This is a genomic window from Arthrobacter sp. ZGTC412 (assembly GCF_002929215.1).
Lineage (GTDB): Bacteria > Actinomycetota > Actinomycetes > Actinomycetales > Micrococcaceae > Arthrobacter.
Map to the genome: position 1 here is coordinate 33671 of NZ_PJII01000010.1, position 13131 is coordinate 46801.

General features: G+C 66.0%; 9 protein-coding genes. 5 read left to right on the top strand and 4 right to left on the bottom strand.

Annotation, left to right across the window (positions count from 1 at the left end; all coding sequences use genetic code 11):
- Nucleotides 1–171 precede the first annotated feature (171 nt).
- A complete protein-coding gene (locus CXQ88_RS12695) occupies nucleotides 172–2559 on the top strand; it encodes a PEP/pyruvate-binding domain-containing protein (RefSeq protein ID WP_104044521.1) in 2388 nt (795 codons plus the stop codon).
- Nucleotides 2560–2667: 108 nt separating this feature from the next.
- On the opposite strand, the gene glpK is transcribed toward CXQ88_RS12695, so the two are convergent.
- The 3 genes from glpK to CXQ88_RS12710 all read right to left on the bottom strand — a co-directional run bounded on the left by glpK (nucleotide 2668) and on the right by CXQ88_RS12710 (nucleotide 6829).
- On the bottom strand, nucleotides 2668–4182 hold the full coding sequence (glpK, locus tag CXQ88_RS12700) for a glycerol kinase GlpK (protein WP_104044522.1): 1515 nt from the start codon (nucleotides 4180–4182) through the stop codon (nucleotides 2668–2670).
- 54 nt (nucleotides 4183–4236) lie between these two features.
- Complete coding sequence (locus CXQ88_RS12705) at nucleotides 4237–4986, bottom strand: MIP/aquaporin family protein (protein WP_104044523.1); 750 nt, start codon at nucleotides 4984–4986, stop codon at nucleotides 4237–4239.
- A 91-nt stretch (nucleotides 4987–5077) separates the two neighbouring features.
- Nucleotides 5078–6829, bottom strand: a complete 1752-nt coding sequence (locus tag CXQ88_RS12710; RefSeq protein WP_258061858.1) for a glycerol-3-phosphate dehydrogenase/oxidase — start codon at nucleotides 6827–6829, stop codon at nucleotides 5078–5080.
- A gap of 228 nt (nucleotides 6830–7057) precedes the next feature.
- Here CXQ88_RS12710 and CXQ88_RS12715 point away from each other — a divergent pair, with 228 nt between their 5' ends.
- Genes CXQ88_RS12715 through CXQ88_RS12730 form a run of 4 tightly spaced genes read left to right on the top strand, consistent with a single transcriptional unit; the run spans nucleotide 7058 to nucleotide 10904 of the window.
- Nucleotides 7058–7990, top strand: a complete 933-nt coding sequence (locus tag CXQ88_RS12715; protein WP_373637766.1) for a sugar-binding transcriptional regulator — start codon at nucleotides 7058–7060, stop codon at nucleotides 7988–7990.
- 10 nt (nucleotides 7991–8000) lie between these two features.
- The gene (locus CXQ88_RS12720) at nucleotides 8001–8870 is read left to right on the top strand and encodes an aldo/keto reductase (RefSeq protein ID WP_104044525.1); all 870 of its coding nucleotides are present in this window, start codon (nucleotides 8001–8003) and stop codon (nucleotides 8868–8870) included.
- A gap of 7 nt (nucleotides 8871–8877) precedes the next feature.
- Entirely contained in the window at nucleotides 8878–9807 is a 930-nt protein-coding gene (locus CXQ88_RS12725; protein ID WP_104044526.1) for an alpha/beta fold hydrolase, read from the top strand.
- Nucleotides 9804–10904: a glycosyltransferase family 4 protein gene (locus CXQ88_RS12730; RefSeq protein ID WP_104044527.1), complete on the top strand. Its 1101-nt coding sequence runs from the start codon at nucleotides 9804–9806 to the stop codon at nucleotides 10902–10904. Before CXQ88_RS12725 ends, CXQ88_RS12730 begins: the two co-directional genes overlap by 4 nt.
- Nucleotides 10905–10941: 37 nt before the next feature.
- On the opposite strand, the gene CXQ88_RS12735 is transcribed toward CXQ88_RS12730, so the two are convergent.
- A complete protein-coding gene (locus CXQ88_RS12735) occupies nucleotides 10942–13062 on the bottom strand; it encodes a primosomal protein N' (protein ID WP_258061850.1) in 2121 nt (706 codons plus the stop codon).
- Between the last annotated feature and the right edge of the window lie 69 nt (nucleotides 13063–13131).

Sequence of the window (13131 nt, forward strand, 5' to 3'; positions counted from 1 at the left end):
TTATCCGATATTTCGGATGCCGGGCGGCTAACTAAGCAGGAGGATCGCACGCATGCAACCACTTTAGCGCACCAAGGGGGCAGGACGGTGAGCGGCTTACCTGTACCGCCGGCGCCCTGCGTTACTAGACTTGAGCCGGGCAATCCAGCCACGTTCCCGGCAGGTGACTCCTTGGGCAATGACCCTGGTGATGACTTGGGCGATGACGCCCGTGCTGCTTTCAGTGCCGATCCCTCTGGCAGTGCCCTTTTTCCGCGCCTTGGCGGACCTCTCCCACTGGCGCGCGAGGAGGCCGGCGGCAAAGCCGCAGCCTTGTCCGAACTGAAATCCGCGGGTTTTCCTGTTCCTCCCGGCTTCGTCGTCACACACGCAGCTTGGGACGCCCGTTCAAAAGACAATCAGGATGCGTGGGACCGCCAGCTGCGGGCCGCCGCCCGCATGGCCGGTCGGGGACCGTACGCGGTCCGCTCATCGGCGGCGGCCGAAGACCTGCCCGGTGCCTCCTACGCCGGGATGTATGAAAGTTATCTGGGGGTGCCAGCCGGGGACCTCCCGTCGGCCATCATTCGCTGTTTTATTTCGGCTAACGCCGCCCGCGTCCGGGCGTACCAGGAATCGCACCCCCTGCAGCCGGCCGACCACCCGCGTACTGGGCCCAGCGCCGATCCGGACGCTGGAAACGGAACTCCCAACGGCGTCGGGACCATGGCGGTCCTCGTACAGCAGATGGTGGACGCAGCGGCTGCCGGCGTCGCCTTCACGGCGAATCCCTTGACCGGCGCCCGGGACGAGACGGTGATCTCCGCTGTGAAGGGGCTCGGGGAAAGTCTGGTGGGAGGGTCCGAGCGCGGCGAAGAGTGGTTTGCGCGCAATGGGCTGGTCAGCCTCCGGAGTGGTGCTGCTGCCGCGCAGTCAGGACCTGTGCTGACGAGGGAAAGCGCGACGGCGGTCGCCGCCTTGGCGGGCAGCATCGCCCGGCACTTCGGCTGCGCGCAGGACGTGGAGTGGGCTGTGGACCGTTCCGGGCAGGTACAGGTCCTGCAGGCGCGTCCGATGACAGCCGTTCCGGAACCAGTGGTGTGGCGGGCCCCGGGAAAGGGCGCGTGGATCCGGAACTTCCGGCTTGGAGAATGGTTGCCAGAACCTGTCACACCGCTCTTTATGGACTGGATCATTCCCTGCATGGATGCCGCTTACAACGACGCCGTCTTCCGCTCGGCCAGCCTTCGGGTTCCCATGGGCTATGCCACCGTGAACGGCTGGTACTACGTGGCCCCGCCAACACTCCGGGCCCTCCCCCACCTTGTTGTCGGCGGCACGCCGCGCTCGCTGCAATACTTCTTCAACTCCGTGGTCCGCCCCATGGTCGACCCCGCCGGTGCAGACCGCGCCGTCCTGCGGGGCCTTGAGCTGGAGTGGCGCAGCCAACACCTGCCCGCCTACCGACGGCTGGTTGACAGTTACCGGGATGTCCCGCTGCCGCCAACCCTGGCCGGGCACTTGGACCTCGTTGAACAAGTGGCACGCGCTGCCGGGCAGTATCTCTGGTTCTTCGCCGCCACCGGCGGGGCAGCCTGGAAAGTGGAGCTGGTGCTGGCCCGGTTCTGGCGCAGGCATCTTGCCCCCGTTTTTGCCATCCGGCAGGAGCAGGGACTGTACGACGGCGGCGGCTACCAGGTGCTGCTCGGCGGCCTGGCCCCGGCGTTGCCGGCCAGGTCTGACCACGCCGTCTTCAGCCTCGACTGGTATCACCCGACGGCGGGCGAGGAGCCAGGCCCGGCGGTCCCGTCCGGCGGTGATTCCCGGGGCGCCGCTGCCGCGGCTGACCGGCGGCGTGCGGCCGAAGCGACCTGCCGCTCCATACTCAAGGGCCCCCGCCGACTGCGCCGGTTCGACAGATTACTTGCGATTGCCCAGCACTATGCCCTGCTCCGGGAGGAACAGGTGCGGGACTTTACCCTGGGTTGGCCGCTGCTGCGCCGTTGCGCGGCCGGGATCGGGACGCAGCTGGAACAGGCGGGCGTCATCAGCAGCCCGGACGACGTCTACTTCCTGACCCGGCAGGATCTGCGGCTGGACGCGCCAGCGCAGCAGGACAACGTTGCTGGACGCCGCGGGGACTGGCTTCGTCAACGAAAGCTTGCAGCCCCGCTGATGCTGGGCAGGCTTCCGGTGCTCGGCAACACCTTCGACCGATTGGCCAACACGGCCCGCAGCAGCACCAACTTTCCCCAAGGTGCCCTGGTGGGCCATCCCGCAAGCCCCGGCCGTGCCCGGGGCCGCGTCCGTATCGTGGAAGGTTCCGGGGACTTTTCAAGGTTTGAACCAGGCGAGGTGCTGGTTGCCAGAGCAACCGCACCAGCCTGGACCCCACTGTTTACCCAAGCTGCAGCCGTGGTCACGGATGGGGGCAACCTGGCAGCCCACGCCTCCCTGGTTGCACGGGAGTACGGCATCCCCGCAGTAGTAGGAACAGGAACAGCCACCCAGGACCTAAGGACAGGCCAGCTAGTCACGGTCGACGGCAACGCAGGAACTGTGGAGATTCACGAGGACTGACGTTGGTTAAGCCGACCGAGGGGCCGATGACTCCCCGCCATGGTGTGGTGGGCACCACGAAGCGGGCGGGCGGGAGTCATCGGCCCCTCTGTTTGGGGGGCAACAGGGCTAGTGCACGTCCTCGTCAACCCAATCCATGGACTTCGTGACGGCCTTCTTCCACAGCCGCATCTGTCGGTCCTGTTCGGACTGGTCCAGCTGTGGTTCCCAGCGCTTGTCCTCGGACCAGTTGGATGACAGTTCGCCGAGGTCCTTCCAGAACCCGACGGCGAGGCCGGCGGCATAGGCCGCGCCCAGGGCGGTGGTCTCCACCACCTTCGGCCGGATCACGGGGACGCCGAGGATGTCCGCCTGAAACTGCATCAGCGCATCGTTGGCGACCATGCCGCCGTCGACCTTCAACTCCGAGAGCGGAACGCCTGAGTCGGCGTTTACGGCGTCGAGCACCTCACGGGTTTGGAACGCCGTGGCTTCCAGCGCTGCCCGGGCAATGTGGCTCTTGTTGACGAACCGGGTGAGGCCCACAATCGCGCCCCGGGCGTCGGAACGCCAGTACGGTGCAAAGAGCCCGGAGAACGCCGGGACGATGTACACGCCGCCGTTGTCCTTAACCGACGCAGCGAGAGTTTCCACTTCCGGGGCGCTGCTGATCATGCCCAGGTTGTCCCGCAGCCACTGGATCAGCGAGCCGGTAACCGCGATGGAACCTTCCAGGGCGTAGTGGGGTGCTGCGTCGCCGAGCTTGTAGCCGACCGTGGTCAGCAGCCCGTTCTTGGAGTGGATGATTTCTTCGCCGGTGTTGAAGATCAGGAAGCAGCCGGTTCCGTAGGTGTTCTTGGCTTCGCCGGTCTGGAACGCGGCCTGGCCGAAGGTGGCTGCCTGCTGGTCGCCGAGGATGCCCGCCACCGGAACCTCGCGCAGAAGCTGCGAGGTGTGGACCGTGCCGTAGACCTCGGAGGAGGACTTGATTTCCGGCATCATGCTCCGCGGAACGCCGAAGATGCCCAGGATTTCCTCATCCCACTGCAGCGTGTCCAGGTCCATGAACAGCGTGCGCGACGCATTGGTCACATCAGTGACGTGGACACCGCCGTCCACCCCGCCGGTGAGGTTCCACAGGACCCAGGCGTCAGTGTTGCCAAAGACCAGGTCGCCCGCTTCCGCCTTCTGGCGTGCGCCCTCCACGTTGTCCAGGATCCACTTGATCTTGGTGCCGGAGAAATAGGTGGCCAGCGGAAGGCCGACCTTCTGCTTGAAGCGGTCCGCTCCCCCGTCCCTTGCCAGCTCGTCCACGATGTCCTGGGTGCGGGTGTCCTGCCACACGATGGCGTTGTAGATGGCCTCGCCGGTTGTTTTGTCCCACACCACGGCCGTTTCGCGCTGGTTGGTGATGCCGACGGCGGCAACATCGTGCCGCGTCAGGCTGGCCTTTGACAGGGCCGAGGCGATGACCTCGCGGGTGTTGTTCCAGATTTCGGCAGGGTTGTGTTCCACCCACCCCGCCTTGGGGAAGATCTGTTCGTGCTCCATCTGGCCGGAGGAGACGATGCTGCCGCTGTGGTCAAAAATGATGGCGCGGCTGCTGGTGGTTCCCTGATCGATGGCGATTACGTACTGGCTCATGGTGACGTCCTTGTCTGTGTCGGTGCTGTTTTTGGCAGTGGCTTAGGTGGGAGGTCAGGCTGCTGCTGTTGCAATGATCGGGACCAGCCGGGCGACGAGGCCGCCGAGGGCACCGCCGACCAGCGGACCGACTACCGGGATCCAGGAATAGCCCCAGTCGCTGGAACCTTTGCCCCTGATGGGCAGCAGGGCGTGGGCGATGCGCGGACCGAGGTCACGGGCCGGGTTGATGGCGTAGCCCGTGGGGCCGCCGAGGGATACACCGATGCCGACAACCAGCAGTGCAACGGCCAGCGGTCCCAGGCCGGAGGGCGTCCCGCCAAAGGTGAGGATGACGAAGACCAGGACGAACGTGCCGATGATCTCGGTCACGAGGTTCCAGGAACTGGAACGGATGGCCGGGCCAGTGGAGAAGACACCAAGCTTGCTGGCGGGTTCCTCTTCGACGTCGAAATGCTGCTTGTAGGCGAGCCAGCAGACCACCGCACCGAGGAACGCACCCAGCAGTTCACCGCCGAAATAGGTGAGCGTTGACGCGAAATCGACGGGAACGTCGGGGGCGTATTCCTCAGCTCCGTTCGCGAGCAGGCCAAGCGTCACTGCCGGGTTCAGGTGCGCCCCGGACCTCGCAGCCACATAGACACCCGCGAAAACTGCAACACCCCATCCCCAGGTAACCATCAGGAACCCGCCGCTGTTGCCTTTGGTCCCCCGCAGGGCGACATTGGCGACGACACCGCAACCCAGCAGGGTCAGCATCGCCGTTCCGAAGACTTCGGAAAGGAAAACAATTCCAAGAGACATCTTTGACTCCTCTATTTTCTGTTGTCAGTCCTTCGCGGGTTGAAGGACCGTGGGGCCGGGGCGGGTCATGCGCCCCGGCAGCCAGCCTGTCCTATGCGACCAGGCTGTGCGTTTCTACGCGGTGGAACCGCTGCAGCACTTCCTGCGCGTGCCGGATCTCGGCTGCCCGTGCTGCGGAGTCCCACCCCAGGGGAACGGCGAGTACGTCCGCCACCTCGTTGAGCAGCTCTCCCGTCACAAGGCCGCGGAAAGCCAGGGACGTGCGGCGGATGAGGACATCCACGAGGTGCCCAACCTGCTCATGGGACGCCATGAACTCCAGTTCACGGACACTCAGTTCGCGGGTGGAGTGCAGCGGACGGTCCTGCCCGCCATCGAGGTATGCCATAACGGACTCCGCCCGCGTTCCGTACCGGGTCAGCAACCCGGCGGTCCGGTCCGCGTCACGGCTGTCCGTCATGTGCTCCTTGATCCACTTCTGCACACCGGCCTCGTCCGCGGGGAAGCCTGCGCCTCCGCCGATGGCGAGCTGCGCCGTCGAGACTTTCCGCTGTATGCCGAGTTCGGCGAGGACGTCGTTGGTGAGGTGTTCAGCCAGCGCGCGGAAGGTGGTCCACTTGCCTCCAACCAGGCTCATGACGACGGCGCCCGCCCCGGCTGTGCTGCTCCCGGGGCCCTGGCGCTCGATCCGGTAATCCCGGGAAACGAATCCGGGCTGGGTTGCGTCATGCCGGGGCAGCGGCCGCACGCCGGAGAAGGTATAGACAACCTGTTCGCCCTTGACGGCGATGTCCGGGAAGACGTGGCCAATAAGTTCGAAGAAGTACTCGATTTCCTCGTCGGTGCAGACGGCGTCCTGGGTCATGTCGGCGTCCACGTCGGTGGTGCCGACCAGCACGCGGTCCCCCATGGGATAGATGAGGACGATCCTGCCGTCGGTGTGCTCAAAAAAGATCTCGCGTCCCCCGCATGCGGCCAGGAGCTCCGGGTGGTCCAACACGATGTGCGAGCCCTTGGTACCGCCCATGAACGCGGACGCTGTACCCATGGCTTCGTTGGTGAGGTCCACCCAGGCGCCCGTGGTGTTGACGATGACGTCCGCGGTGAAATCGAACTCCTCACCGGTCAGCTCATCGCGCAGCCGGACCGTGCTGCCTTTGCCGGTGCCGCGGTTGGGCTCGCCGGTCATGGATACCAGTGACAGGTAGTTGCTGGCACGGGCAGTGTTGCCCTGGGCATTGGCGCCGGATGCGCGGCCGGCCTTTTCGCCGTCCTGCAGGACATCGAGCGTGAGCCGTTCGGGGTTGTGCACGGAAGCATCGAAGTAGGTGGCCGCATATTTGACGTCTGGGCGAAGGCCGGGCAGTTCTGCGAGGGCGCGTTGACGGCCCCTGAACTGGTGGCGTGGCACCGTGCCGCCGTCGCGGGAAAACGAGTCATACAGGCTGAGGCCGAGCTTGATGAGGAAGGCGCCGCGCTCCTTGGGCTTCCCCTTTTGCTTGTGCGTGAGGAAACGCAGCGGGGCAGCAAGCACTCCCGAGAAGGTACTGAAAATGGGGATGGTGGTCTGCAGAGGCTTGACGTAGTGCGGTGCGATCCGCAGCAGCCGGTTGCGCTCCACCACTGACTCGCGGACCAGCCGGAACTCGCCGTTCTCGAGGTAGCGGATGCCGCCGTGGATCATGTGCGAGGACGCTCCGCTGGCCCCTTGGCAGTAGTCACCGCGTTCCACAAGTGCAACGTCAACTCCCTGCAGAGCCAGGTCCCGGAATGTTCCCACGCCGTTGATCCCGCCACCCACCACCAGCACTTTTGCATGCGGACGGAGCCGCAGGTTGTGCACCGGCGCGCGCTCGGTTCCCGGTTCTGGTGCTCCGGGGCTGGCGGATAAATCCTTGGGTCCCAAAATGACTCCCTTGGGCTATGTGTGGCGCGGACACAGCTAAGTGATCCACCGTTCTCAACTATTGTTTGGAGTAATGGAAAATGGAGTCAAGCGATATGCACAAACGTGCAGAACGGAGTTCCCGTGGACCCTTCCCGGCACGCAGATGCCCTTCGGGCTGCACAAATGTATTACCTGCAGGACCTCACCATGGACGCCATCGCCCGCGAGCTCCGGACGTCCCGTTCGACGGTTTCGCGCCTGTTGTCCTCGGCCCGGGACTCTGGCCTGGTCCAGGTCCAAATCCGCAACCCCCTGGACACCGGACCGGAGTTGGAGGGCCTGATCCGCCGCCGGTACGGGGTTGACGCCCATGTTGTGCCAGTGGTGGAAACACTCAATGAGGCTGAAACCCTGGACCGGGTGGCGATGCAGGCGGCACGCACCATCGGCCCGCTGGTCGATTCCAACGCGATCATCGGCGTCGCCTGGGGTTCCACCCTCAGCGCCGTCAGCAGGCACCTGACGAGGAAGATTACCCACGACAGCGTGGTGGTGCAGTTGAACGGCGCCGGCAATATGCACACGACGGGCATTACCTACGCGAGCGACATCATGCGCCGCTTCGGCAGTGCCTACGGTGCGCGCGTGGAACAGTTCCCGGTCCCCGCCTTTTTCGACCATGCCGCCACCAAGACTGCCATGTGGAATGAACGCAGCGTGCAGCGCATCCTAGAACTCCAGGCGAAGATGAGCATTGCCATCTTCGGCGTCGGATCAGTGGATGCCGATTACCCCAGCCACGTCTACGCCGGCGGATATCTGGACGAGGGCGACCTCAGCACCCTGGCGACCTCCGACGTCGTGGGCGACGTTGCAACCGTATTCTTCCGCGCCGACGGCTCCTCAGACGGGATCGTCCTCAATGAACGGTCCACCGGCCCGGCCCTCGCCGAACTTCGGCAGGTCCGGCGCAGGATCTGCGTGGTTTCCGGTGTCTCCAAGATCAACGGGCTCAAGGGCGCACTGGCGGCACGCCTGGCGACGGACCTGATCCTCGACGAGGCCACCGCCCGGCGCTTGGTGGGCCTGGAGGGGCTGGCTGTGGCGAGTAGGTAGAGTCATGGCTATGAGGATCTCCCCGCGGCTGAGCCTGAACAACGGCGTGCTGATCGACCAACTGGGCTACGGCCTGTACAAGGTGCCGTCATCCGATGCGGCCGGACTTGTTGCCATGGCTCTCGGTTCCGGGTACCGCCACTTCGACACCGCTGCCATGTACGGCAACGAGACGGGGTTGGCGCGCGGCATCAGTTCCCAGCTCGGTACCCAGCCGGGCAACGGCGGTTCCGGTGAACTTTTCCCGGCACCCGCCCGGGAGGACATCTTTGTTACCACCAAGGTATGGAACGACCACCATGGCTACGACGCCACCCTGCGCGCTTTCGACACCTCAATGGTCAACCTCGGCCTGGACTACGTGGACATGTACCTCATCCATTGGCCCTGCCCCCGGCGCGGGCTGTTTGCCGAAACCTACCGGGCCATGGAGACGCTCTACCAGGAGGGAAAGGTGCGGGCCATCGGTGTCAGCAACTTCCAGCCCGCACACCTTGACCGGCTGCTGAAGACGGCAGAAGTAACACCTGCAGTCAACCAGATCGAGCTGCACCCCTGGCTCCAGCAGCAGGAGCTGCGGAAGATCCACGACGACCTCGGGATCAGGACAGAAGCATGGAGCCCCCTGGGCCGCGGACACGTGCTGGCCGACCCCGTGGTCCAGGCCTGCGCCGCCGAACACGGGAGGACTCCGGCACAGGTCGTTCTCCGCTGGCACATACAACTGGGAAACATTGCCATCCCCAAGGCAAGCTCCGAGGCGCGCATCCGGGAGAACCTGGACGTTTTCGGCTTTGAGCTCTCAGCCAGGGACATGGATGCGCTCGCCGGGCTGGACCGGGGACAGCGCACCGGATCCCACCCGGACAACGTCAATTAGGACCTGAATGAAAACCACACCCCCGGGGCAGCCCCCCGCGCCCGCCTTCTTCAGTCCGGACCTGGCGGGCCGCACCCGAGCCGCTTCGGTGCAGCTCGCAGGCGGAAAGGTGGCCTTCTGGACCTACGAGCCCGTGCAGGCAACCCCTGAAACCCGGACCATCCTGGTGATCCACGGGTTCCGCGGCGACCACCACGGGCTCCTCCGGGTAGCGGACCAGCTTCCGGAGATGAGGATCATCATGCCGGACCTGCCTGGCTTCGGCAGCTCAGACGCTTTCGGGCCCGGTGGACACACGGTGCCGGGTTACGGCGCGTTCATCACGGAGTTTATGGGGGCCCTCGGACTGGGACCGGACACTGTCCTGCTGGGGCATTCGTTCGGGTCAATCATTGCCGCGCATTTCGTGGCCGCCCATCCCGGCGTCGTGAATCCCCTGATCCTCATCAACCCCATCGCCGCCCCCGCGCTGGAAGGTCCCAAAGGCGTGATGACCAGGCTGGCGGTGCTCTATTACCGGCTTGCCGCCCGCCTGCCCCGCCCGCTTGGGCTTGCCCTGCTGCGCAGCCCTGCGATTGTCCGGGTGATGAGCGAAGCCATGGCCAAGACGGGCGACCGGGACCTCCGGCGCTTCATCCACGGCCAGCACCACGCGTATTTCAGTGCGTTTGCCAACCGGGACAGCCTCCTCGAGTCGTTCACCGCCTCCGTCAGCAGCCACGTTGCCGAGGTCGCCGGCAGCCTGACCCTTCCGGTGCTGCTGATCGCAGGTGAGAAGGACGAAATTGCCATGCTGCCGGACCAGCACCGGCTCGACGCGCTGCTGCCCCACAGCGAACTCCAGGTCATTCCGGGCGTTGGCCACTTGATCCATTACGAGACGCCGGAACCGGCGGCCCGCTACATCCGCAGCTTCCTGAAGGACCACACCGCGTGAAGATTTTCATCGACGCCCGTTTCACCAGGACCGACCACCACGACGGCATCAGCCGCTACGGCGCCAGCCTGATCGCGGCCACTTCGAAGATCGCTGATGTTTCAATGCTGATCTCCGACATCCGCCAGCTCGCCCTGCTGCCGGACGTGCCATACACGCTGATCAACAGCCCCCTCTCCCCCGCGGAACTGTTTGTTGCCCGCCGGATCAATCCGCTGGGCGCGGATGTGGTGGTCTGCCCGATGCAGACGATGGGTACCTGGGGCCGCAAGTACGGTCTGGTCCTGACCCTGCACGACCTCATCTATTACGAGCACTCAGCACCCCCGGGATTCCTGCCCGCCCCCGTGCGGCTGCTCTGGCGCCTGTACCACAAGGCGTACTGGCCGCAGCGCTTCCTCCTCAACCGGGCCGACGTCGTGGCCACCATCAGCCGGACCACCGAGGCCCTGATGGCCAAGTACCGGCTCACGAGTCGGCCCGTCCGGATCATCAGCAATGCGCCGCAGCCGGCCCAGGAGCCCCGCGTCCCGGAAGCCGGCGCCGAACCTTCCCTCGTATACATGGGCTCATTCATGCCGTACAAAAACGTCGAAACCATGGTGGCCGGCATGGCTGACTTGCCCGGCTTCACCCTTCACCTGCTCAGCCGGGTCACCCCGCAGCGGCGCGCCGAACTGGAGAAGCTCGTTCCTCCCGGCGCCCAAGTGGTCTTCCATAGCGGCGTCACGGACGAGGAGTACGCGGCGTTCCTGAAAACCGCCACCGCGTTGGTGACCCTTTCGCGTGCGGAAGGCTACGGCCTGCCGCTCGTCGAGGCCATGGCGCTGGGCACGCCGGTCATCGCCAGCGACATCCCCATTTTTCGGGAAGTGGGCGGCGATGCAGCCAGCTACGTTGATCCGGCCTCGCCCCGACAGTTCGCGGAAGCAGTAAAGAAGCTGCAGGACCGGGAGCGGTGGGAGGAAACCTCACGGCGTTCTGTTGACCGTGCCGGGGAGTTCAACTGGGATGAGTCGGCCCGCCAGCTGGTGGACGTGGCCCACGACATCGTGGCCCGGCGCCGCGGCAAATCGAACCAGCGACGCGGCGGATAAGCGCAGTGCCGCGGAGCGAAGCAGCACGCAGGCTCCGCTATAGTACGTCCACGCCGTCCAGGCGCACCTGCACCGGTTCCGCGCTCCGCTTTGCGGCCGTCGCGGCGCGGGTTGCGCGCAGGACCCGAGTCACCGCCGCGGCCTGGCCGTAAGGGAAGAACAGGAGGTTCCGGACATCCTCCGCCGAGCGGCGGGTGGAGGGCGGGCCGCTGAGAATAAGGGGCGCAGGGCCTGCAATGCGAAGGAGGACGCCGGATTGTTCCAGTTGCGCTGACACTGCTCCTGAGAAATGCTGGACGGCGTCCCGGGGGCCGGTCACTGAGGCAATGCGCAGCGCCGGAGGAAGCTGCAGCTCCGTCCGGAGGGAGAGCTCACGCTGGGCGTAGCCTGCCGGATCCCATCTCAGCAGCGCGCCCACTGCGCCGGTGTCCGTTGCGGTCACCACCACAAGGCCTCCCTCCCCGGCAGGCCGCACCAGGGACGCGGCGTTGAACCAGCGACGCACGGTATCTTCGCCCGCCCGCAGCGTCTCCCGGCGCAGCAGGGAATCACCGTCCAGCAGCAAAGCGGCGGCATATCCCCCTTCTGCTATTGGCTCGGCTCCCACCGTAGCCACCACCAGGGCCTTGCCGCTGGTTACGTGCGCCTTGACCTGGTCGCCCGAGGAAGTGATGACGGTTTTACCTGGGAAGGCCCGGCCCAATTCCTCGGCCGTGCGGATCACGCCTGTTGAGCCCCTGCGGAGCTTACGGCCGTTGCAGTGCGTGCAGTGCCAGTCCGGTGCGGGGGTGGAGCACCACCGGCATTGGGGCAGTGCAGAGGTTCCGCTGGCCCCGGCCACGGCTAAGGGACCCTGGCAGGCACCGCAGCGGGCCGGCTCCCGGCAGCTGTCACACACCAGCGACGGCGCGTAGCCGGCGCGGGCCACCTGGACCAGGACCGGCCCCCGTTCCAGGCCTTCCTTGGCCGCCCGCCACGCAGCGCCCGGAAGGCGTGCAATCATGGCCAGCGGATCCCGCTCCTGCTCGAAGCTGTCCGCCGTATTCACCACGCGCGGGACGGTGCGGCGGACCACCGTGCGGTCGGCCTCGACAGGCAGGGCCCAGCCTGCCTCGACGAGCCGTTGGACCTCCGTGCTGCGGGCATGCCCGGCCAGAAGGCAGGCAGCCCGTGCCTGTTCGGCGCGCAGGAGCAGGACTTCGCGGGCGTGGGCATAGGGCGCGCGCTGCTCGATGTGGAGGTCGTCGCCGTCGTCCCAGCACACCACGAGCCCCAGGTCCTTTACGGGGGCGTAGGCGGCGGACCGGGTCCCAATGGCGATGCGGGCGGTTCCGGCCAGGAGTCGCAGGAAGTTCTGGTAGCGGGGTGTGGGCCCGTCCTCCGCCGTCAGGCGGGCTACGGCCTGGTCCGGCAGGAGAGCCACCACCGCCTCTTCAAGCCGGTCCAGGTCACGGTTGTCCGGCACCACCACTACGGCTCCCCGGCCGGAGGCGTAGGCGGCGGCGACTGCCTGGGCCAACAGCTGCGGCCACCCGGAGGAGCCATAACCCGTGAGAGGGTTCAACACCGCCCGTGGCGAGCCGCCGTCCTTCAGGTGCCGCAGGAAGGCGGGACCGTTCCGGTAGCTTGCCCAGGCATCGTCCGCTGTGTCACGCGCGGGTTCAGTTGCACTGTCCGCCCCGAGTTCCGCGGAAGGCGGATACGTCTTTTCCAGCCGCGCAACCCGCGGGGGAACGGCAACCCGGAGGACGTCGCTGACGGTGCCCGCGTAACGGGCGGCGACGGCGGTGACCAGGTCGCGGACCTCCGGCGTCAGGACGGGAACCGCGGAAACAACTTTCGCCAGCGGCAACAGGGTGTGTCCGGCGTCGGACTCCGCCACCCGTTCCATAATGAACCCGCCGAGATCCTGGCCGTTGAACTTCACCTTGACCCTGACGCCGGGCAGCGCAGCCTGATCGAGGGCGGCAGGAACACCGTAATCGAACGGCCGGTCCAGGTGGGGCAAGGAGGATTCCACGAAAACCCTGGCCACCGGGAGGTGGTCCGCGAACTGGGGGCCGTCTTGCAGTTTGCGTGAAGGGAAGCCCTGCAGGAGGGACGGCTGCACCGCTGCCGGTAAATCCAGTAAAGGCTGTGCGGAATCGTCAACAACCACTTCGGCTACCTCCGTTCAGCATCACCGGGTGGACTGGCAAATAAACCACCGGGCACCGACATTCCATCC

Excerpts from the sequence above, each read along its gene's own strand:
- CXQ88_RS12720 (WP_104044525.1), top strand. The coding sequence starts at position 8,001 with ATGAGGATCTCCCCGCGGCTGAGCCTGAACAACGGCGTGCTGATCGAC.
- glpK (WP_104044522.1), bottom strand. The coding sequence starts at position 4,182 with ATGAGCCAGTACGTAATCGCCATCGATCAGGGAACCACCAGCAGCCGC.
- CXQ88_RS12705 (WP_104044523.1), bottom strand. The coding sequence starts at position 4,986 with ATGTCTCTTGGAATTGTTTTCCTTTCCGAAGTCTTCGGAACGGCGATG.
- CXQ88_RS12725 (WP_104044526.1), top strand. The coding sequence starts at position 8,878 with ATGAAAACCACACCCCCGGGGCAGCCCCCCGCGCCCGCCTTCTTCAGT.
- CXQ88_RS12715 (WP_373637766.1), top strand. The coding sequence starts at position 7,058 with ATGTATTACCTGCAGGACCTCACCATGGACGCCATCGCCCGCGAGCTC.